Origin of the sequence: Clostridium sp. 1001270J_160509_D11, from assembly GCF_015667935.1 — a bacterium.
Classification (GTDB): Bacteria; Bacillota; Clostridia; order Peptostreptococcales; family Peptostreptococcaceae; genus Intestinibacter.
Genome location: NZ_JADPET010000029.1, coordinates 1 through 23449, shown reverse-complemented (window position 1 = coordinate 23449; position 23449 = coordinate 1). Strand labels below are relative to the sequence as shown.

The window sequence follows — 23449 nt, the reverse complement described above, 5'->3', positions numbered from 1 at the left end:
TATTTGACTCTAAAAAAACAATGTGCTAAAATTTAATTAACAATGAATAATTAATTAACGGTGTCATGAAGATACTTGCACTCTATAAGTGCGTGTATTTTTATGGCATTTTTTGTTTTATAAAAGAAATAAGGGGTGGGAATTATGAGTATGAAAGAATTTTTGAAGAAAAATGAGAGATATTGGGCTGATAGGGCAGAGGGATATTGCCAAGTTAATATAGGGGAGTTAAAAAGCGATAAAAAATTAGAATGGATTGACATTATAAAATCTAATGCACCAGTTTTCGCTGGGGATAGAAGATTAAAGGTATTGGATATAGGATGTGGACCAGGATTTTTCTCAATAATATTAGCATCTGCTGGGTACGATGTGACTGCTGTTGATTATACTGAAGAGATGTTAAACAAAGCGAGAGAAAACGCAGGTGATTTGAAGGATAAGATTAAGTTTAGAAGAATGGACGCACATAATCTGGAGTTTGGAGAGGGAGAGTTTGATTTAATTGTAACTAGAAATCTTACTTGGAACCTTAAAGATCCAGAAAAAGCTTATAAAAGTTGGTATAAGGTATTGAGAAATGGCGGAAAGATGATAAATTTTGACGCTAATTGGTATTTACATTTATTTGATGATGAAAAAAGAAGAGAATATGAATCTGATAGAAAGAATGTGGAGCTTTCTGGAATGGAGGACCACTACACATGCACAGATATAGATTCTATGGAAGATATAGCTAGACAACTTCCACTTAGCAAGATTCAAAGACCTGTTTGGGACAAGATTGTTTTAGATAAAATAGGTTTTAAAAATATACAAATAGACCAAAATATTTGGACAAAAACTTGGAATAAAGAAGAAAAATTAAATTATGGTTCTACACCTATGTTTATGATAATTGGGGAGAAATAAACAAATAAAAAATACATCAACTTAAAAGGGATATATGGAGGCGATTTAAATGAATTTAGTAGATAGAATAGAAAGTTATTGGTCAAAGAGAAGTAATGATTTTTCTGACTTAAGAATAGAAGAGTTAAACAGCGATAAGAGACAATTATGGCAAGATGAAATAATATCAAACTTACCAGATAAAGAACATTTAAAAGTATTAGATGTTGGGTGTGGACCAGGATTTTTCTCTGTTATATTAGCATCTTTGGGGCATGATGTTGTTGGGATTGATTTGACAGAATCAATGATAGAAAAAGCTGGGGAAATAGCTGATATGCTAAATTATGATATAGATTTTCAGGTTATGAATGCACAAGAGTTGAGTTTTGATGATGAGGAATTTGATGTAGTTATTTCTAGAAATTTGACATGGACATTACCTGATATAGAAAAGGCTTATAAGGAATGGTACAGAGTTTTGAAAAAAGATGGAGTGCTTTTAAACTTTGATGCCGATTATGGACATGTTTCATTAAAAGAAGAGATGAAATCGCTAGGAAAAGAACATGCTCATAATATGATGGATTCTAAGTTAGTAAAGGAATGTGATGATATTAAGCAAGAACTAGAAATAAGCAAAAAACATAGACCTCTATGGGATGAAAAATACCTACAAGAAATAGGTTTTGAATCATGTAAAACCGACTGTGAAGTAAGCGGAAGGATTTATAAAATAAAAGATGATTTTTATAATCCAACGCCTATGTTTAAAGTCTGTGCAGTTAAAAATATATAAAAGTTAGTTAAAAATAAATTAGTTAAAATAAACATAAAATATATGCAAATAAATATATAAATATAAGGTAAATAATAAAATATTTTACATATTAAAAAAAGCAGTGCGAAAATTTTACACTGCTTTTTTTGATGCAATTTTATATAATAGAAGTTGTGGAAATTATAAATTTTTAATAAAATTAAATTAAATAGGAGGATATTGGAAATATTTATGAAAGCTAATCATTTAAGAACGAAAAAAATGCTGATTTATGGCGAGCTAGAAAAGTACAGGATACTAGCAGAATCATTATTAGTAGGATTATTAGTAGGACTAGTGATAGTAATGCACAGGCTTATTTTATCAAATGTGTTTTCTCTGTTCAAAAATTTCTATAACATGGGTAGAGAAAACTTTATCTATATACCACTTATATTTGCAGTACTGATATTTCTGGGATATATCGTAGGAAAATCTGTAAAGTTAGACCCTATGATAACTGGTAGTGGTATACCCCAAGTTGAGGGAATATTACTTAGAAAGCTAAAGCAAAAGTGGTATAGTGTTTTAGTTTTAAAATTTGTAAGCGGTCTTGTCTGTTTGGGGACAGGTTTATCACTAGGGAGAGAAGGTCCATCTGTTCAAATTGGGTCCTGTGTTGGAGAAGGTTTTGCTGAAACGACGAAAAAAATGGACAATGAAAAGAAATATTTTATAACATGTGGGGCGAGTGCAGGGCTTGCTGCAGCGTTTAATGCACCTATGGCAGGTGTTATGTTTTCGCTAGAAGAGGCGCATAAAAACTTTTCACCAATCGTTCTTCTTTCGGCTATATCGGCATCACTTGCAGCTGATTTTGCATCTAAAAACTTCTTTGGATTAAAACCATCATTGAACTTCCAACAATTATCAGCAATGCCGTTAAAATATTATTGGGCATTATTAATTTTGGGAGTTGTTGTAGGAATTAGTGGAACGATTTTTAATAAGGGGTTATTAATATCTCAAATATTATATAAAAAGACAAACTTATCTATAGAAATGAAGTGCATTATACCGTTTATAATAACTGGTATAGTTGGACTTACACTACCATCATTATTAGGTGGCGGGCATGATTTAATAATGAGTTTACAAAATTTAAATATATCGACGAAATTATTAGTATTTTACATAATAATTAAATTTATATTTACTTTTATATGCTTTGGTTCTGGAGCGCCAGGAGGTATATTCTTCCCATTATTAACTTTAGGTTCTTTAGTTGGAGATTTAGTAGGTATTATCATGGTTACTTATTTCAATATCCCATCACATTATTTATTAAACTTTATAGTAATAGCAATGGCTGGGCATTTTGCAGCTATAGTAAAATCGCCAATAACAGCGATTATATTAATATCTGAGATGACAGGTTCACTTAATCACTTACTTTCTCTAGCAGTTGTGTCATTAGTTGCTCTTTTAGTTTCTGACTTATTAAATACAAAACCGATTTATGAGGCATTATTAGATAGAATTTTACAAAGTAATCATCTTTCTTTGGAAGGAAGTTATAACAAAAAGACATTAGTTGAGGTTTCTGTAGAGTTGGGAAGTGTAATGGATAACAATTATATAAAAGATATTGCATGGCCAGAGGGGTGTCTAGTTGTATCAATACTTAGAGGTGAAAAGGAAATAATACCTTGTGGGTCGACTCTACTTCTCGCTGGTGATTTGGTGACTGTTATGACAAATGAAAAAACAGCTCCAAATGTGCTAGATGATATAAGCAAGAAGGCTAGTTGTTATTAATTTTTGCTAAAATAAAATTATATTTATGAAAGTGCTTATTTTGATGTATTTTTATATCAAAATAAGAGAACAATTAAATAAGGATATTTTTGATCGTATATTTGATATAATATGATGATGTAGATAATTTGATAAAATCACGACAGTATATTTTTATATTGTCGTGATAATTTTTAATACATTAAGGTGGAAAATATGATAGATATAGATAATTTAAATAAAAATCAGCAAATAGCAGTAAATCATGTCGATGGACCATGTATGGTATTGGCTGGGCCAGGGTCAGGAAAGACAAGGGTAATAACTTATAGAATTGTGAATATGGTCATGAACGAAGGTATACCACCGACTAGAATCCTTGCGATAAGTTTTACAAAGGCATCTTCAATCGAGATGAAAAACAGAGCCTTAAGTATATGCAATGATTTTAGAATGAATAAGGTAACTTTCGGTACGTTTCATGCGATATTTTTCAGGATTCTTAGAAAATTTGAAAAGATGAATTTAGATAGTATTTTGGACGAAAAGACAAAACGTTTCGCACTTAAAGGGATTTTAAAAAGTCTAAATGTAGAAAATGGGGAAGATGATGAGCTTATAGGCCAAGTTATAAATGAAATCTCATATGTAAAAAATGAGCTTATGGACAAGTCTGATTTTCACTCTGAAGTACTTACAAAAGACGAATTTATAAATACATACAATATGTATGAAAATTATAAAGATGAAATCAAAAAAATAGACTTTGACGATATGTTAATCAGAACATACTACTTATTACAAAACAATCCTCAAGTGCTTGAAATTGTGAGAAATGTATACAAATATATTTTAGTAGATGAGTTCCAAGATGTTAACAAAGTTCAGTTTGAAGTTTTAAAATTAATTGCGGGTGAAGATAAAAATATATTTGTAGTGGGAGATGAGGACCAAAGTATATACGGATTTAGAGGTTCAAGACCAGATTTCTTACTTAAATTTAAAGACTACTTTAAAGAGGCAAAAGAAGTCAGACTAGATATAAATTATAGGTCAAAATCAGAAATAATAAGCACTGCAAATAGATTAATTGACAAAAATCAAAATAGATACAATAAAGTTATCAAATGTGCCCAAGATGAAAAGGGAAATGTGGAATATTTAACTCCAAAAGATTCGGAAGATGAAGCTATACAAATAGCCAAGGATATACTAGAAAAGGTAAAGGAAGATTATGTTGAGTATGATGATTTTGCTGTAATATACAGAACAAATATCCAGTCGAGAGCATTAGTAGATGTATTTATGGATATGAGGATTCCGTTTGTAATTAGAGATTCTGTCGTTACGATATACGACCACTGGGCAGCAAAAGATATATTATCATACTTAAAATTAGCAATTGACCCAGATTCAAACCAAGACTGGATAAGAATAATCAACAAACCTTTTAGATATATATCTAGAGAAAGCATAAACTCAGTAAAAGATGAAAAATTCTTCTTAAATGCTTTAATAACAAAGTGTAACTTACACCAAAAACAAGTAAAAACAATAACTGACTTAGAAATAGATTTAAGTTATTTAAAAGCATTATCGCCAAAAAATGCAATTTCTTATATAAGAAGCACGCTAGACTATGATAAGTATATATTAGATTATTGTATGAATAGAAAAATAAAACCAAATGGCTTAATCGAAATACTTAACGAGGTTGAAAGTTCTTCATCAAACTTCCAAACTATCGAAGAATATCTAAACCATATAGAAAAGGTAAAAGATGAATTACAAGAAAATCAAAAGCACAAAGAAGTAAATGGAGTAATATTTACAACTATGCACAGTGCAAAAGGTTTAGAGTTTGACAATGTGTATATAATCGGAGTAAACGATGGGACTATACCTCATGAAAAGTCATACGATATAGAAGATGATGAAAAACGAGATGAACAAATAGAAGAAGAAAGAAGACTTATGTATGTTGCAATCACAAGGGCTAAAGATAGATTATGCATAAGTTGCCCACAAAATAAATATGGTAAAAAAGTATCTATTTCTAGATTTATAAACGAAATAGAAGAACCACTAAACTCTGAATTAAAGCAAGTTAGCGTTGGAGATAAAGTATATCACAGCACCTTTAAAGAGGGAAAAATAATAGAAAAGAAAAACAACATGATAACTGTAAAATTTAAAAATTCTACAAAGACTTTAGACTATAAAATATGCTTAAGAAAGAAAATTATAAGAATAATATAAGAATATTAAGAATAATATAAAATAAATAAATTAAAATTATTTAAAATAATTGACAAAAATGGAAAATATATCTTATAATTAGTATTAATTTAATACAAATAATTCTGTGAAAAAGAAAGTAGCATAAATATAAATTAAAGCGAGCTGAGTATGGTGTGAGTCAGCAATGGAGTTTATTGTGAAGAGAGCTTTGGAGAAGACTATCTGAAATAACAGTAGGATAAGAGGTATGCCTGCCTTAAAGGCTTGAGTGGATAATTAAGATTTTATTTTTAATTATCAAAAAGAGTGGTAACGCGGTAATTCGTCTCTTAGTTTTTTAACTAAGGGACTTTTTTTATACAAATTTTTATATAGGAACAAGGGGGAATTAATAATGAAATTAAAAAAATTATTAGCAACAGGATTAGCAGCAATGATGGTTATGGGATTAGTTGGATGCAGTAGTTCATCAGGAAGTTCAAGTGCCCAAACAGATAAGTTACAACAAATAAAGGATGCAGGGGTATTGAAAGTAGGTACAAGTGCTGAATATTCTCCATATGAATTCCATAAAGTTGTAGATGGAGAAGATAAAATCGTTGGATTTGATGATTTCGTAGTTCAAGAGATTGCAAAAGATATAGGAGTAAAAGTTGAATACGAAGATATGGACTTTGATGGTTTATTGGGAGCATTACAAGCTGATAAAGTTGATATAGTTTTAGCTGGTATGACACCAGATGAAAAAAGAAAGAAAAGTGTGGACTTCTCTGAAATATACTACACAAATAGCAATGTTTGTATAGTTGCAAAAGGTAAAGAAGATTCTATAAAAAGTTCAGATGATTTGAAAAAATTAAAAGTAGGGGTACAAAAAGGATCAACTCAAGCAGATTATGTTACTAATACATTAGGAATAACTGATGCAACTCAATTAAAAAGAATACCAGATTTAATGTTAGAACTTCAAAACGGTAAAATAGATGTCATAGTTACTGGTAAGGCAGTTGCTCAAATAAACATTAAAAAATACGACCATATAGCAATATGTAAAACAACAGTAGGTGATGATGTTGCAGAAACTGCTGCTGCAGCAGTCAAAAAATCTAGTAAAAATGTTGATAATACTTCATTCTTAAAATCTATAAATGACACTATAAAAAGATTAGAAGATAGTGGAGATATGGATAAATACATGGAAGAAGCTTTAAAATTAGCAGAATAATAGGCAATTAAATTAGGAGATGTGATTATGGATTTTAGTATATTAAATGGATACTATGGGGTACTTTTAGAAGGTACTAAATATACTATCTTAGTATCATTAGTATCTTTAGTAGTAGGATTTGTACTTGGCTTATTGATTTGTCTAATGAAAATGTCAAATTTTAAAGTTCTAAAGCTTTTATCTAGTGCTTATGTACAAATATTAAGAGGAACACCTTTATTTGTTCAAGTTTTTATTATTTATTTTGGTTTACCACAAGTAGGTATAGATTTCCCAGATATAGGGCCTATATCATCTAAATTTATCGCAGGTGCATTTGCATTATCAATAAACTCAAGTGCATATATAGCAGAAATATTTAGATCAGGAATACAATCAGTTGATAAAGGGCAAATGGAAGCTAGTAGATCATTAGGTTTAGGATATGCAGATACTATGAGATTTGTAATAGTACCACAAGCTGTTAAAAACGTATTACCAGCATTAGCAAACGAATTTATAACATTAGTAAAAGAGTCATCAGTTCTTTCAGTTATAGGAACTCAAGAAATCATGTTTAAAGCAGGTATAGTCGTTACAGCAGTTTATAGACCTATGGAACCATATATAGCTGCAGCAGTTATATATCTTGTATTAACAACAATATTATCAAAATTAGTTGGTATATTAGAAAAGAAACTAGCTAAATCAAATTAATAAGGGAAAGTGATAAAATGATAAATATAAAGAATTTGCATAAATCATTTGGAGATTTAGAAGTAATAAAAGGTATTGATTTAGAAATCAAAAAAGGTGAAATAGTAACAATAGTTGGACCAAGTGGTTCTGGAAAAAGTACAGTACTTAGATGTATGAACTTATTAGAAGTTCCAACAAAGGGGCAAATAATATTTGAAGGAACAGATATTACAGATAAAAAAGTGAATATTGATGAAATTAGACAAAGAATAGGTATGGTATTCCAAAACTTTAATCTATTTCCTAACATGACTGTTTTAGACAATATTACTTTGGCACCAATGAGATTAAAAAAATTAAGCAGAGAAGATGCCAACAAAAAGGCAGAGATATTACTTGAAAGAGTAGGATTATTAGACAAAAAAGACTCTTATCCATCACAATTATCAGGTGGTCAAAAACAAAGAATAGCAATAGCTAGAGCATTAGCGATGGAACCTGATATGATGTTATTTGATGAGCCTACATCAGCTCTTGACCCAGAAATGGTAAAAGAAGTTTTAGATGTTATAAAGGAATTAGCAGAAGATGGTATGACAATGGCTATAGTAACACATGAGATGGGATTTGCAAAAGAAGTATCAGATAGACTGCTATTTGTAGATGGAGGAAAGATAATTGAAGACGACAAACCAGAAGTTGTTTTCGAGCATCCAACACACGAAAGAGCAAGAGAATTCTTCTCAAAAATACTATAAAATTCGCTGCGCTCATGGCGCCAACGAATCAAAGATTCCGTTGCTTTAGATAAACAGAAGGAGGTTATTAAAATACTAATCGATTAATATTTTAATAACCTCCTTTTCTTTTTGGTTATAGATTTTATTAAAAATCTAAGTCAGTTATATATTAACAATATACTCCTTTTTCGAAGTAATCTTTTATTTCTTGTGAATCATTAGTTTTACCTAAAGCTAACATAAGTTTTATTCTAGCTTTTTGACCTGGTAAATCTCCGCCGAATATACATCCTATATTTTTTAAATCACGTCCAGAACCTAAGTAACCGTAAGAGTCATAAACTCTACCAGTTAAACATCTTGAAACAAGTACTACTTCTACACCTTTTTCTCTAGCGTATTCAATACCTCTAAACATTTCTGGTGGTATATTTCCTCTACCCATACCTTCGATTACTATACCTTTATATCCGCTATCAGCAGCGAATTTTATTAAATCATCGCCCATATCAAGACCTGATTTGAATAAAGCAACTTTTGATTCAAATTTATCAGTATCTATAAACGTCTTTTTAGATGCATCTTTTAATAATAAAAGTTGGTTACAGTCTATTATACCTAAAGGACCGTGAGCTGGTGATTGGAAAGTATTTAATGAAAGTGTATCTGTTTTTGTAACTTCAGATGCAAGAAGGATCTCGTTGTTCATAGCAACAAGAACACCTTTACCAACAGCAGAATCTGATATTGCCGTACAAACTGCTGCAGATAAGTTGCTAGATCCGTCGTATCCAAGTTCAGAACTACTTCTCATAGCTCCAGTAACGACTATAGGTTTTTCAGTATTTATAACTAAATCTAAGAAATATGCAGTTTCCTCTAAACTATCCGTACCGTGAGTAACAACAACACCGCATATATCTTCTCTTTCTAATAGATTATTTATATAATGTTTTAATTCCATTAATTTTTCAAAGCTCATGTGAGGGCTTGGTATTTCGTCAAAATTGTGACCTTCTATTGTAGCAACTTTGTTTATGTTAGTTGCTAAAGATAATATTTCTTCTCCAGATAAACTAGGTATAGCCGCTCCAAGTTCTGGATCTATTGTCATAGATATTGTTCCACCAGTGAAAACAACAGCTACTTTTTTCTTAATTGGCATAATGCACCTCCGAATGTCAAATATAATTACATTTAATATTTTATAATATGTTTTCAATTATGTACATCTTTTATATTTGGGATTAATGCTTGATTTTATACCGATAGATGATAATTTAATTATTTTTTTGTTTTTACATAATAAAATTAGAAAATATGACACTTATTAATTAAAAAATTAAACAAATAGGCGAAAATTCCGTAAAAAATAAAGTTTACACGTAGGAAAATGATTGCAAAGGCTTTAAAATTAAAGCATTATTAAATAACAACATAACAATTAAAGTTATTTATCCTTTATACAATCAAGACGAAATAAATAAAGACTACAAAGACACGATAATAATAAATACCTTAAATAATAAAAAAATAAAAATAAATTTAGTTGGAATAGATTTGAATGAATGTATAGACTATATTTCTAATCATAATATTACATAAAAAAATAGAGAAGTGATAAACACTTCTCTATTTTTAATAGCAAAAAAAGAGCCAGGGGAAGCTCTTTTTTTAAGGGGTCAAACTGATTCCGTTTCAATTTAACAATAATAAATAATATAAAGTCTATTCTCAAAAGGGGTATTCGAATAGAAATATTAGTATGGCTATCTGGGGGATAACCTTAAATTTATAATAGCAAAATTCGACATAAAAATCAAATGGTATTTTTTGGTAATTAGAAAAATCGTAATTTTATATAGTATTACCAATACTTTGATAATTATTTATTATTAAAATATAAAATATTAAGAAAAAAATAAAATCATAATACAGAAATTAATTGATTGGAAAAAATTATACAGAAATGCTAGGGAATAAATTTAAGTGAATTTATTTACAGTCAAAAGATAATATTTTTAATCCTAAAACCTTAAAAATTAAAGGCTTTAATGGTATAATATATAAGTCATTCAGATAGATTAGATTTTTTATCTAAAAGCTCGAATATAAACGAATTATTGTATAAATTTATATAAATATTTGATAAAAAGGACGGTGTAGTAATATGGAAATTTATTTAGATAATAGTGCAACAACAAAACCATATCAAGAAGTTGTCGATAAAATGGTTCTAGCTCTTACTACTCAATATGGAAATCCTTCATCTATACACAAAAAAGGTATAGAAGTTGAAAGAGAAATAAAAGAAATAAGAAGAAACATAGCGAGAAGTTTAGGTGCTAAAGAAAATGAAATATATTTCACATCAGGTGGTACTGAATGTAACAATACCATCATAAGAAGTGTGGCAAGATTAAATAAAAAGACTAAAAACCACATAATATCAACAGTAATAGAGCATCCTTCAGTTTTAGATACTCTTAAAGATTTAGAATCAGAAGGATTTGAAGTAACATATTTACCAGTTGATAAAGATGGAAAAATATCTATAGAAGATTTAAAAAATGCAATCAAAAAAGAAACTATATTAGTGTCTATAATGCATGTTAATAATGAAATCGGAACTATACAACCTATAGAAGAAATCGGAAAATACTTAAAATCTTTAGACGAAAAAATATATTTACATGTAGATGCGGTACAATCTTATGCAAAAATTAAGTTTAGACCATCAAGATATAATATTGATTTTATGAGTGTCAGCGGTCATAAATTACATGGTCCTAAGGGAATTGGATTTATGTATGTAAAAGAAAACAACAGAATAAAACCACTTCTTACTGGTGGAGGACAAGAAATCGGAATAAGATCAGGAACTGAAAATGTACCAGGAATATACGGAATTGGTGAAGCTGTTAAAGTTATAAATAAAGATTTAGAAGGGACTATAGACAAAATAAGAGAACTTAGAGATCTTTTAAAAGAAGAAATATTAGCTAATATAGATGATGTTAAAATAAATACACCTGAAGATGGTGTCTGTCATGTTTTAAATGTTTCATTTAGAGGAGTTAGAGGAGAAGTTCTTCTTCATTATTTAGAACAAAAAGAAATCTATGTATCTACAGGGTCTGCATGTTCTTCTAAGAAAAAGGGAAGTCATGTACTAAATGCTATAGGTTTAACTCCAGAAGAAATTGAAGGAGCTATAAGATTTAGTTTAAGCGATTTAAATACAAAAGAAGAAATACTAGAAACTATTAAAGTTTTAAAAGAATCTGTATCAGATTTAAGAATGATAATAGGAAGAAGAAGATAGTATATAAATAAAATCTAGAAATAGAGTAAAAATAAAGAGGAAGATAATTAAAAGAAAGGAGTATGCCAGGATAATAATTTTGGCAACGTGAGAAAGTGTATAACGCGTTAATTGTAAAATACGGAGAAATAGGAATCAAAGGAAAAAACAGATATATATTCGAAAATAAATTAATAAAAAACATAAAAAATATGTTAAAACCATTAGGTAAATTCGATGTATACAAAGAATACGGAAGAGTTTATGTTGAACTTGGTGACTACGACTATGAAGAAGTAATGGAAGAAGTTAAAAAAGTATTCGGTATAGTTGGAGTATGTCCAGTTATAAAATTAGACAGAAAATCAGACGATATCGAAGAAGCTTATCAATTATTACAAGAGACTGCATTAAAAGTTTTAGAAGAAAAAATAGAACAAGGATGCAAAAACTTCAAAGTTGAAAGTAGAAGAGGAGATAAGTCATTCAGAATGACATCTCAAGAAATGAGTATAGATATAGGTGGATACTTATTAAGCAAAACTGAAGGAAAAATACCAGTTGAATTAAGAAATCCAGAAACAAAAATAAAATGTGAACTTAGAGAGCACAATGTAGTAGCTTATAGTGATACTGTGCCTGGTTATGGTGGTCTTCCAATAGGAACTAATGGTAAAGCTATGTCTTTATTATCTGGTGGTATAGACTCTCCTGTTGCATCATGGATGGTTGCAAAAAGAGGGGTAGAAGTTGAATGTATACACTTCCACACATATCCTTTCACAAGCGAAAAATCAATGGAAAAAGTAAGAGATTTAGCAAGAATATTAGCTAAATACTGTGGAAAAGTTAGACTTCATAAAGTTAACTTACTAGAAATACAAAAAGCTGTTGGTGCAAACTGTAAAGAAGAAGCTATGACTATAATATCTAGACGTTTTATGATGAGAATAGCTGAAGAAGTAGGTAAATTAAGAAGATGTGACGCATTAGTTACTGGTGAAAGTATAGGACAAGTTGCATCACAAACAATACAAGGTCTTACTTGTACAAATGCATCTGTAAGTATGCCAGTTTTCAGACCATTAATCGCAATGGATAAAACTGAAATAATCGATGTAGCTAAAACTATAGGAACATTTGAAACATCAATAATACCAGAAGAAGATTGTTGTTCAGTATTTGCTCCAAAAAGACCAGTTACAAAACCTAAATTAGACAGAATAGAAGCTGACGAAGCATCTTTAGATGTAGAAGGTTTAATAGCTGATGCTATAGAAAAAATGGAAGTTGAAATTATAGAATTCTAGGGAGAGTATTTAGTAATTATGGAGATTTTGTGTGTTGGTTTGGGTGGATTTATAGGTGCTATATCCAGATATCTTATATCAATGCAGGCATCTAAGTTTTTTACTGGACGAATACCTATAGGAACATTATTTGTAAATATTTTAGGCGGATTACTTATAGGATTTATTTTAGAATTAAATTCAAAAACTAATGTGATTTCGCCACAAATGAAATTATTCTTAACTACAGGACTTATGGGAGGGCTTACTACTTTTTCTACATTTAGTTATGAGACAGTAGGTCTTTTCTCTGATGGAAGTTATATAAGTGCAATGGTAAATATAATTTTAAATGTTATACTTAGTTTAATTGGAGTAGTTATAGGTAAAAGTATTCTTATAAATTTAATATAATAAAAGATAGCAATATATAAAGATATACAGATCTTTATATATTGCTTTTTTTAATTTCAAGCGTATTATCTTAAGAAGCGGACGAAGTCATTGGCTCTATGAATGAGGTGAATTTGTCTTTATTAAATAAAGTATTTTAAAAAGTATAATAAAAATGTTGACATATATTGGTAAAGTATACTACTATTTAAAACATATTAATCATACTAACATAGTAGGAAATAGGGGAGAATAAAAATAATTAATTAAATATGGGGGGATAAGATGGAAAATAATAAGTGTTTTACATGTGTAGACTGTAGTGTTAAAAAATGTTCAACTGGGAAAAACAAATACCCAAGTTTTTGTGTATCAAAAACTCTAAGTAAGGAAGAAGTAGATGAAAGCAAAAAAAATTATTTAGACGACGAAGAAAATTTAAAAATAGCTAGGGCAAGTGCCGAGATAGAAGCTGATTTTTACTGTAGAGCATCTCGTGTAGAAGAGACAATTCGATGGGCTAAAAAATTAGGTGCTAAAAAACAACTACTTTAATTGTAAAAGATAGATTATTAGGAAATAATCCAGTAGCAGCCTTAAATAATATAAAATCTTACTATAAATACCTTCGTGAATTAAAGTTCGATGATGAGTTAGAAAATAAAACTACAGAAATATAAATTAAATGAAGCAGCGTACCTTTCTGAGACAATACGTGCTACAATATTATCAATTGACAAAAATGAAATAGAGGCAGCTATGTCATTAGGTATGACCAATTTTCAAACTATGAGAAGAGTCATACTTCCGCAAGCACTTTTAGTAGCATTGCCAATACTGGGGAATACACTTATAGGATTATTGAAAAATACATCGTTGGCATTTACAGTGGCTGTTCAGGATATTATGGGAGCAGCAAAAGTAGCAAGTGGGAGAAATCTCAGATATTTTGAAGTTTATATAGCTGCAGCGTTGGTATATTGGGGGGTGTGCTTAGTTATAGAATTTGCAACTAAAAAACTAGAAAACAAAATAGATTTTAAAAGCAAGAAAGTACTTATAAAAAGTAAGCTTGATGAGAGGGTTGAAAAAATAGGTAAAGGGGAATTAGTAAAACAAAATTTAATACGTGGGGAATACGATTAATAAAACGTAAAAATAAATTTAAAAAAATGGGGAAGATAAGATGAAAAAATACGACTTTGATGCTGAAATAAACAGAAAAAATACACATTGCGCAAAATGGGACTATCAAGGGGGAGACTATATACCTCTTTGGATTGCAGATATGGACTTTAAAGCTCCACAAAAGATTATTGATGCAATAAAAGATAGAGTTGATCATGGAATTTTTGGTTATACTTCACATGATTGGGAGTTAAAAGATGTAGTAGTAGATTATTATAAAAAGAATTATGACTATGAAATAGATAAAGATTGGATAGTATGGGTTCCTAGTCTTATGCCAGGAAGCAACTTAGCATGCAGACTTGCAGGTGGAAAAATACTTTATAACACGCCGATGTATTCGCATATAAGAAAATTGCCAGAAGAAGCTAATTGTGAATATCAAGAAATACCTTTAACTAAAGTAGATGGAGTTTATACTTTCGATTGGGATGAAATGGAGAGACAAATTGATAATGATGTTAAAGCATTTGTACTTTGTAACCCACACAACCCAGTTGGGAGAGTATTTACAAAAGAAGAACTAGATAGATTATCACAGTTTATAATAGAGCATGATTTACTTCTTATATCAGATGAGATACACAGTCAACTTATTTTCGAGGGAAATCACATACCAGCATTTACAATAAATGAAGAGATGAAAAATAGAAGTATTACTTTTACAAGTGCAGGAAAGACATACAATATAGCAGCAATACCTTTTGCATTTTCAATAATTCCAAATGATGAAATAAGAGAGAAATACAGAAAATTAGCAAATGGATTGTTCGCAACACCAAATGCACTGACAATAAAGGCGATAAAAGCGGCATATACTGAATGTGATGATTGGAGAGAGGAACTACTAGACTATCTAAAAGACAATAGAGATTATTTAGAAGATAGAATATCTAATATAGATGGTTTATCTATTAATCACAACCAAGGGACTTATCTTGCGTGGATAGACCCGACTGAGCTTAATTTAGAAAATCCATGGGAATTTTTCAGAGAGAGAGCAGGTGTTAATTTTTCAAATGGAAAAGACTTCGGTAAAGATGGATATTTAAGAGCCAATTTTGCCTGCACAAGAAGAACTTTGACAGAAGCGTTAGATAGAGTGGAGAGGGCAGTAAATGAAATAAATAATAAATAAGAAAGGGGATATAAAATTAAATTTTACTTATTGAATTTTATTTATTATAATCAAGATTTAATTTTATATTTGTTAATTAATATGGATAAAACTACTGTAGTAAGTATAAAAAATTTACACAAATCGTTTGAAGATGTTGAGGTATTAAAGGGAATAAATATGGAGATAAAAAAGGGTGAAGTTGTTGCAATTTTAGGGCCTAGTGGTTCTGGCAAAACAACATTTTTAAGATGTTTAAACTTTTTAGAGACTGCAGACAAAGGAATTATTGATATCGATGGTCATATCGTAGATTGCCAAGATATCGGAAAAAATCAAAAAAAGAAGATAATAGATTTAAGAAGAAATACAGCAATGGTATTTCAAAATTATAACTTATTCAGCCATAAAACCCTTATAGAAAATGTGATGGAAGGTCTTGTTATCGTCCATAAAATGATAGTAGTAACGCATGAAATGGCATTTGCTAGAGATGTAGCAGATAGAGTTGTATTTATGGATAAGGGAGTTATAGTAGAGCAGGGGACTCCAAAAGAAATATTTACAAGACCAAAAGAAGATAGAACAAAACAATTTTTATCACGATTTATGCTTTTAGAGACTTCAGAAAACTACACTATATAATTTAAATAGGGTATTAATAATAAAAAAGTGCATCTGAGATACAGATAGTATCTAAAGATGCACTTTTTAATGTCTTATTTTTTGTAAAATAAAAAGAAGTCTTATTCAGACTTCCAAAGTATAAAAAAATTATAAAGTTTAATAACTTTAAAAATATATAAGGGCATTTTAATTACATATAAAAATTATATTAATTTGATAAATCATAGAATCTTTATATGCTTTTAAAGTATACATTAATAAAATAATGCATTGACTTATCTATAATAATATCCAAGATGGATACTATTTAGCAACTTTATTATTATGAACTTCTACACCGAATGATTCAACAATATCACTAGCACGTTTAACTTCTTCAGCAGTAGGTTCTTGTACGTCTTTAAGTTCGTATTCAAATCCCATGTTCTCCCATTTGTGAATTCCCATACCGTGATATGGTAAAAATTCAACACGGTCAACATTATTTAGAGTAGAGATGAATTGTCCTAATTTTTCTAAATCGGCTTGATCATCTGTTATACCTGGGATAAGAACTTGTCTAATCCAAACAGGGATATTTCTTTCATCTAAATGTTTTGCTAATTTAAGTGCTTTTTCATTACCAACACCTGTTAGTTTTTTGCATTTTTCATTGTCTATATGTTTTATATCTAATAAAACAAGGTCAGTGTAGTCTAATAATTTATCAACTTTTTCGATATCGACAAATCCTGCTGTATCAAGACATGTATGTATGCCTAATTCTTTACATTTTGCGAATAGTTCTGCAACGAAATCAGCTTGTAGAGTAGCTTCTCCACCTGATGCTGTTACACCACCACCAGAGAACTGCATGTATGATTGATATTTTACTATATCTTGTACTAGTTCATCAGAAGTGTATTCCTTTCCGCAATTTGGTTTCCAAGTGTCTCTGTTATGACAGTATTTACATCTTAGTGGACAACCTTGGAAAAATATTATATATCTTATACCTGGACCATCAACTGTTCCAAATGTTTCAATTGAGTGAACCCTTCCTTTTAACATATTCAAGCCTCCATATAGAATTAGATTATTATATCTGTAAATATAATTTTCTAAAGTGATATTTATTATTCTGTGTAAGAAATAATAATTAAGTAGAATTTCTAAAATCTATTGGAATATTGTATACATTAAGTAGTATTATGAGATTATTATAAATCAATAATTTAGAAATGTCTACTAAAAAAATAATTTATATAAGACAAAGCCCCAGAGAACTTTACAGTTCTTTGGGGCTTTGTTGTTATTGTAATTTAATTTTAATTATATTTTAATTAAATATTAAGCCATTTTACCATGGAAAGTTCTGTTTATAACATCTAATTGTTGTTCTTTAGTTAATTTTATGAAGTTAACTGCATATCCTGAAACTCTTATAGTTAATTGAGGATATTTTTCTGGATGTTCCATTGCATCTTCTAAAGTTGATCTATCGAACACGTTTACGTTTAAGTGATGAGCGTTTTGTCCGAAGTATCCGTCCATCATTGATGATAAGTTTGTAATTCTTTCTTCTTTAGTTTTTCCAAGAGCACCTGGTACTATAGAGAAAGTATTTGATATACCATCTTGTGAATGTTCGTATGGTAATTTAGCTACTGATGATAATGAAGCTAATGCACCACTGTTATCTCTTCCGTGCATTGGGTTAGCACCTGGAGCAAATGGTTGTCCAGCTCTTCTTCCGTCTGGAGTGTTACCAGTTTTCTTACCGTAAACAACGTTTGAAGTTATAGTAAGAACTGATTGAGTATGATAAGAATTTCTATAAGTTTTATTTTTTCTTATTTTGTTCATCATAGACTCAACTAAGTAGCAAGCTATTTCATCAGCTCTATCATCGTTGTTTCCGTATTTTGGATAGTCTCCTTCTATTTCGAAGTCAACTGCTACGCCTTCTTCATTTCTTATAGCTTTAACTTTAGCGTATTTTATAGCTGATAAAGAGTCAGCACAAACTGAAAGACCAGCTATACCACAAGCCATAGTTCTAAATACATCTCTATCATGTAAAGCCATTTCTAAAGCTTCATATGAATATTTATCATGCATGTAGTGGATTATGTTTAATGTATTTACATATAAGTTAGCTAACCAATCAGTGAATGGTTCGAATCTAGCCATTACTTCATCGTAATCTAAGTATTCAGAAGTTATTGGTTCAAATCTTGGTCCTACTTGAGCACCTGATTTTTCATCAACCCCACCGTTTATAGCGTATAATAATGTTTTAGCTAAGTTAACTCTAGCTCCGAAGAATTGCATTTGTTTACCTATTTTCATTGCAGATACACAACAAGCTATTCCGTAGTCATCTCCCCAGTATGGTCTCATTAAGTCGTCGTTTTCATATTGAACTGAACTTGTATCTATTGATACTTGAGAACAGAAATCTTTGAATCCTTGTGGGAAGTGGTTAGACCAAAGTACTGTTAAGTTTGGTTCTGGTGATGGTCCAAGAGTGTAAAGAGTATTTAAAACCCTGAATGAGTTTTTAGTTACTAATGTTCTACCATCTATACCTTGTCCACCTATTGATTCTGTTACCCAAGTTGGGTCACCTGAGAATAAATCATTGTAATCTGGAGTTCTTAAGAATTTAACCATTCTTAATTTCATAACGAAGTGGTCCATTAATTCTTGAACTTCTTCTTCAGTTATTAATCCAGCTTTTAAATCTCTTTCGAAGTATATATCTAAGAAAGTAGAAGTTCTACCGATACTCATTGCAGCACCATTTTGATCTTTTATAGCTGCTAAGTAAGCGAAGTATAACCATTGTACAGCTTCTCTTGAGTTAGTAGCTGGTTTTGATATATCAAATCCGTAGCTTTCACCCATTCTTTTTAAAGCTTCTAAAGCTTTTATTTGATCAGATAATTCTTCTCTTAATCTTATTACATCTTCGTCCATGCAAGAAACTTCTAAAGAAAGCTTTTGTTGCATTTTATCTTCTATTAATCTATCAACACCGTATAAAGCAACTCTTCTGTAGTCACCTATTATTCTACCTCTACCGTAAGCATCTGGTAAACCAGTTATTATACCAGATTTTCTAGCAGCTCTCATTTCTGTTGTATAAGCATCGAAAACACCTTGGTTGTGAGTTTTTCTGTATTTAGTGAATATTTCACTTACTTGTGGATCACATTCGAATCCGTAAGCTTTACAAGAAGTTTCAACCATTCTTATACCACCTTCAGGCATTATAGCTCTTTTTAAAGGTGCATCAGTTTGTAAACCTACTATTGTTTCTAAATCTTTATCTATATAACCAGGAGCATAAGCGTCTATAGCAGATACAGTTTTTGTATCAACGTCTAATGTTCCACCATTTTCTCTTTCTTTTTTGAATAATTCTAAAACTTCATCCCAAAGTTTTGTAGTATTTTCAGTTGCTCCAGCTAAGAAAGAACTATCTCCTTCATATGGAGTGTAGTTAGCTTGGATAAATCCTCTAACATCTATTTCTTTTGTCCATCTACCTTGTTTGAATCCTTGCCATGCGTTATTCATGTAAGCTTCCTCCTAAATGTCTTATATAGTTTGGATACTATTTTAATTATTATTTATTTTGTAACTTGTAGGAATTTATATTCCTATAAAAAATATTAAAAAATCTAGCTAGATATATTTCGTTTTTATACGTTTATAATATCATATATCAAGTATATTGTATACAAGATTTTTAAAATAAAATTATTAAAAATCTGTTGTCCTTTGTTATATTTTTATATTTACCCGCCTAAATAGAGTTTAAACAAAAATCTGAAAATAAATTTAGAAAATTTAAAAATATACCCCTTTGGCCTTGCAAATACTAGCTTTTAAATTTTGATAAAAAGTTATAATACATGATTACTTATACATTTTTTTCACAAAAGTGAATATTTATTATATATAGGAGGGATGACAATGGTAATAGTAGTTATTTTATTTTTAATAGGTTTTGTGTTGATATCTAAGGGTGCTGACTTTTTTATAAATGCTACTGTAGAAATTGGTAGGAAGACTAATATATCAGAATTAATTTTGGGAGCTACCATAGTAAGTTTTGCGACTACATTGCCAGAACTTACAGTATCTTTGTTTGCATCTATAGACAACCATACAACAATGAGTTTAGGAAATGCAGTCGGTTCTATAATATGCAATACTGGGCTAATTTTAGGTATGGTTGTGTTTGTAAGTCCATTTAAAGCAGATAGAAAGATGTTTGCATCCAAATCTACTATATTATTATTATCTATTATAACTTTAATTATTTTAGGATTAGATGGATCTATTACTAAAGGCGATGGTTGTATATTATTAATGCTTTTAGCATTGTATATGTATACAAATTATAAGGGAATATTAAATGATACAAGTAAAAATTATCTTTATTATTGTATGACACAGCAAAGTGATATGTCTGGTGGAAAGATTGCATTATCATTTTTTTCTGGGCTAATTATGATGATAGTTGGTTCCAGATTATTAGTTGATAATGGAGTAGAGATAGCGAGTTTTATCGGAATACCTCAAGGAATAATAAGCTTAACTGTTATTGCCTTAGGGACTTCATTACCAGAATTAGTCTCATCTATTACAGCGGTTAGAAAGAAACATCATGAGATATGTGTTGGGAATATCCTAGGGGCTAATATTTTAAATATTGTGTCCGTAATTGCTATTTCATCTATACCAAATTCAATACCTATACTTTCACAAAATATCAGAGTGGATTATCCTTTTATGATAATTTTAGTTTTAATTTTAATAATTCCTACTATTATAAAGCATAAATTATATAGACTTCAGGGATTATTAATGTTGGCAACGTACATAACTTATTTAGCTGTTCTTTATTATACATATATGATTTAATACTTATTTTAAAATATAACTAGATTTTAACTAGTTATATTTTTATTTTTATAAAAACATAACAATACTTATATAAATAGTAATAAAAAATTTAGAATAAGGGGGATTATTATGGATTTATTTTTTTACATAGCGATAATTGGTGCAAGTATGATTTTATTTAGCAAAATTCAATATAAAATGATTTGGGATAGGAGTAGGTATAATGGCAATGAACTTGCTCTAAACAAAACTAAAAAAAATAATTTTTTTATAAAAATAAAAAATAGCTTTTTATATGAGTTATTTTATTCACAAGAATTTGCAAAAATGAATAGTAGATACGGTAGCTTGATGGTCATTATAGGCATAATTGGGATGTTAGTTTTTAAGACGATAGCGATTATTTTAAGGGGTTTACTTTTAATTATTTTGATTTTTTATCTATTCAAATTTGTTAAAAGATTGATAAAGTCTTTGAGAAGTTATTAATCTATACAAGCGTTGATTTCACATCAGTATAAATTGTTTTGCTTTCGGAAAAAATAAGTTTGCATAATAAATGATTTAAATATATAATGGGATAGGTTAGGAATTATGAAAACGGAAAGGAAATAAACAATTAATATGAATATAACAAAATTTGAAGATTTACCAATTAGTGATGAGATAAAAAGATCAATTGCGGAAATAGGATTTGAAGAGCCATCACCAATACAAGCTCAGTCAATACCTGTTATTTTATCAGGAAAAGACGTTATAGGGCAAGCTCAAACAGGTACAGGAAAAACTGCAGCATTCAGTATACCTATACTTGAAAAAGTAGACCCAAATAACAAACATTTACAAGCAATCGTATTATGTCCTACAAGAGAATTAGCGATACAAGTTTCTAAGGAAATAAGAAAGCTTGGTAAGTTTAAGAGCGGAATTAAAACATTACCAGTTTACGGTGGTCAACCAATAGATAGACAAATAAAAGCATTAAAGAGTGGAGTACAAGTTGTAATAGGAACTCCAGGACGTGTAATAGATCATATAAACAGAAAAACTTTAAAATTAGATGATGTAAAAATGGTAGTGCTTGATGAAGCTGATGAAATGTTAGACATGGGATTCAGAGAAGATATAGAGTTAATATTAAACCAAACTCCAATAGAAAGACAAACTACTTTCTTCTCAGCTACTATGCCAAAAGAAATTTTAGAGTTAACTAAATTATATCAACATGAACCGGAAATGATAAAAGTAGTTAGAAAAGAACTTACAGTTCCAAACATAAAACAATTCTACATTGAAACAAGAAGAGCGAACAAATTAGAAGTATTATGTAGATTAATAGATGTATATAATCCAAAATTATCAGTTGTATTCTGTAATACTAAGAGAGGTTCTGACGAATTAGTTAGTGAACTTCAAGCTAGAGGATACTTTGCAGATGCACTACATGGAGACCTTAAACAAACTCAAAGAGATATCGTAATGGACAAGTTTAGACAAGGTACTATAGACATACTAGTTGCTACAGATGTTGCTGCTAGAGGTATAGATGTAGATGACGTAGATATGGTATTTAACTACGATTTACCACAAGACGAAGAATACTATGTTCACAGAATAGGTAGAACTGGTCGTGCTGGTAGAGAAGGTGTATCTTTCAGTTTCGTATATGGAAAAGAAATGAGAAAAATGAGAGATATAGAAAGATATACTAAATGTAAATTAGTTAAACATGGTATACCTACTATAGCAGACGTTGAAGAAAAGAAAGTTGCTGCATTCTTCAAACAAGTTAAAGAAACTGTTAAAGATAGTAGCTTAGCAAAACAAATAAGCTGGGTAGAATCTTTATGTGCAGAAGAAGAATTATCAACTTTAGAAGTAGCTGCTGCATTAGTTAAGTTATCTATGGGAGAAGAATTAAAAGAAGAAATAATCGAAGAACCATCTAGAAAAGAAGCTAGAAAATCTAAAAAATCTAAAAAAGGTTCAACTGGTGCTGAGCACGGAATGGTTAGATTATTCATAAACGTAGGTAGAAAACAAAGAGTTCAAGCTAAAGATATAGTTGGAGCTATAGCTGGAGAAGCTGGAATACCTGGAAAATTAGTTGGAACAATAGATATATATGACAAATATACATTTGTTGAAGTTCCAAAAGCAAATGCTAAAAAAGTTTTAGAAAAATTAAAAAATGTTAAAATCAAAGGTAACAAAATTAATATAGAAAAAGCAAAATATGCTGTAAAAGAAGATGACCATGTTGTTATAGAAATACCAGCACCAAAACTTTTAGAAAT

At 29.8% G+C, this 23449-nt stretch carries 20 protein-coding genes and 1 other annotated feature; of the genes, 17 read left to right on the top strand and 3 right to left on the bottom strand.

From position 1 onward, the window contains the following. Positions 1-144: 144 nt before the first annotated feature. The 7 genes from I4U58_RS04640 to I4U58_RS04610 all read left to right on the top strand — a co-directional run bounded on the left by I4U58_RS04640 (position 145) and on the right by I4U58_RS04610 (position 8353). On the top strand, positions 145-912 hold the full coding sequence (locus I4U58_RS04640; RefSeq protein WP_207743821.1) for a class I SAM-dependent methyltransferase: 768 nt from the start codon (positions 145-147) through the stop codon (positions 910-912). Between the two features lie 49 nt (positions 913-961). Further along, positions 962-1690, top strand: coding sequence for a class I SAM-dependent methyltransferase (locus I4U58_RS04635; protein WP_195929868.1), 729 nt, complete (start codon positions 962-964; stop codon positions 1688-1690). 201 nt (positions 1691-1891) lie between these two features. Then, a complete protein-coding gene (locus I4U58_RS04630; protein ID WP_347708162.1) occupies positions 1892-3469 on the top strand; it encodes a ClC family H(+)/Cl(-) exchange transporter in 1578 nt (525 codons plus the stop codon). A 195-nt stretch (positions 3470-3664) separates the two neighbouring features. Then, on the top strand, positions 3665-5707 hold the full coding sequence (locus I4U58_RS04625) for an ATP-dependent helicase (protein WP_195929867.1): 2043 nt from the start codon (positions 3665-3667) through the stop codon (positions 5705-5707). A gap of 97 nt (positions 5708-5804) precedes the next feature. Beyond that, positions 5805-6022 (top strand) — a binding site (T-box leader). Positions 6023-6083: 61 nt separating this feature from the next. Beyond that, positions 6084-6914 carry a transporter substrate-binding domain-containing protein gene (locus I4U58_RS04620; RefSeq protein ID WP_195929866.1) on the top strand — a complete coding sequence of 277 codons (831 nt, stop codon included), beginning with the start codon at positions 6084-6086 and terminating at the stop codon, positions 6912-6914. Between the two features lie 27 nt (positions 6915-6941). Beyond that, entirely contained in the window at positions 6942-7613 is a 672-nt protein-coding gene (locus I4U58_RS04615; RefSeq protein WP_195929865.1) for an amino acid ABC transporter permease, read from the top strand. 17 nt (positions 7614-7630) lie between these two features. Then, positions 7631-8353, top strand: coding sequence for an amino acid ABC transporter ATP-binding protein (locus tag I4U58_RS04610; RefSeq protein ID WP_195929864.1), 723 nt, complete (start codon positions 7631-7633; stop codon positions 8351-8353). A gap of 151 nt (positions 8354-8504) precedes the next feature. Here I4U58_RS04610 and I4U58_RS04605 read toward each other — a convergent pair whose 3' ends face one another. Beyond that, on the bottom strand, positions 8505-9500 hold the full coding sequence (locus I4U58_RS04605; protein WP_195929863.1) for an asparaginase: 996 nt from the start codon (positions 9498-9500) through the stop codon (positions 8505-8507). A 1005-nt stretch (positions 9501-10505) separates the two neighbouring features. On the opposite strand from I4U58_RS04605, the gene I4U58_RS04600 reads away from it, so the two are divergent. The 7 genes from I4U58_RS04600 (at position 10506) to I4U58_RS04570 (ending at position 16271) form a co-directional block, all read left to right on the top strand. Then, entirely contained in the window at positions 10506-11660 is a 1155-nt protein-coding gene (locus I4U58_RS04600) for a cysteine desulfurase family protein (RefSeq protein ID WP_195929862.1), read from the top strand. 95 nt (positions 11661-11755) lie between these two features. After that, complete coding sequence (thiI, locus tag I4U58_RS04595; protein ID WP_195929861.1) at positions 11756-12949, top strand: tRNA uracil 4-sulfurtransferase ThiI; 1194 nt, start codon at positions 11756-11758, stop codon at positions 12947-12949. Between the two features lie 18 nt (positions 12950-12967). Then, on the top strand, positions 12968-13342 hold the full coding sequence (crcB, locus tag I4U58_RS04590; RefSeq protein ID WP_207743820.1) for a fluoride efflux transporter CrcB: 375 nt from the start codon (positions 12968-12970) through the stop codon (positions 13340-13342). A gap of 264 nt (positions 13343-13606) precedes the next feature. Further along, complete coding sequence (locus tag I4U58_RS04585; RefSeq protein ID WP_195929860.1) at positions 13607-13876, top strand: DUF1847 domain-containing protein; 270 nt, start codon at positions 13607-13609, stop codon at positions 13874-13876. A gap of 105 nt (positions 13877-13981) precedes the next feature. Then, on the top strand, positions 13982-14467 hold the full coding sequence (locus I4U58_RS04580) for an amino acid ABC transporter permease (protein WP_195929870.1): 486 nt from the start codon (positions 13982-13984) through the stop codon (positions 14465-14467). Positions 14468-14507: 40 nt separating this feature from the next. Then, on the top strand, positions 14508-15647 hold the full coding sequence (locus I4U58_RS04575; protein ID WP_195929859.1) for a PatB family C-S lyase: 1140 nt from the start codon (positions 14508-14510) through the stop codon (positions 15645-15647). Positions 15648-15728: 81 nt separating this feature from the next. Next, positions 15729-16271, top strand: a complete 543-nt coding sequence (locus I4U58_RS04570) for an ATP-binding cassette domain-containing protein (protein WP_195929869.1) — start codon at positions 15729-15731, stop codon at positions 16269-16271. Positions 16272-16556: 285 nt separating this feature from the next. Here the strand turns inward: I4U58_RS04570 and pflA are convergent, their stop codons facing one another. Together pflA and pflB are read right to left on the bottom strand one after the other, a co-directional pair. After that, on the bottom strand, positions 16557-17303 hold the full coding sequence (gene pflA, locus I4U58_RS04565) for a pyruvate formate-lyase-activating protein (RefSeq protein WP_195929858.1): 747 nt from the start codon (positions 17301-17303) through the stop codon (positions 16557-16559). Positions 17304-17582: 279 nt separating this feature from the next. Next, positions 17583-19817 carry a formate C-acetyltransferase gene (gene pflB, locus I4U58_RS04560; protein WP_195929857.1) on the bottom strand — a complete coding sequence of 745 codons (2235 nt, stop codon included), beginning with the start codon at positions 19815-19817 and terminating at the stop codon, positions 17583-17585. 399 nt (positions 19818-20216) lie between these two features. Between pflB and I4U58_RS04555 the strand changes: the two genes are divergently transcribed. From I4U58_RS04555 to I4U58_RS04545, 3 genes are all read left to right on the top strand, one after another. Next, complete coding sequence (locus I4U58_RS04555; protein ID WP_195929856.1) at positions 20217-21170, top strand: calcium/sodium antiporter; 954 nt, start codon at positions 20217-20219, stop codon at positions 21168-21170. A gap of 111 nt (positions 21171-21281) precedes the next feature. Continuing rightward, on the top strand, positions 21282-21641 hold the full coding sequence (locus I4U58_RS04550) for a hypothetical protein (RefSeq protein WP_195929855.1): 360 nt from the start codon (positions 21282-21284) through the stop codon (positions 21639-21641). A 135-nt stretch (positions 21642-21776) separates the two neighbouring features. Beyond that, positions 21777-23449: DEAD/DEAH box helicase (locus I4U58_RS04545; RefSeq protein ID WP_243269558.1), on the top strand; the 1673-nt coding region annotated here is incomplete at its 3' end.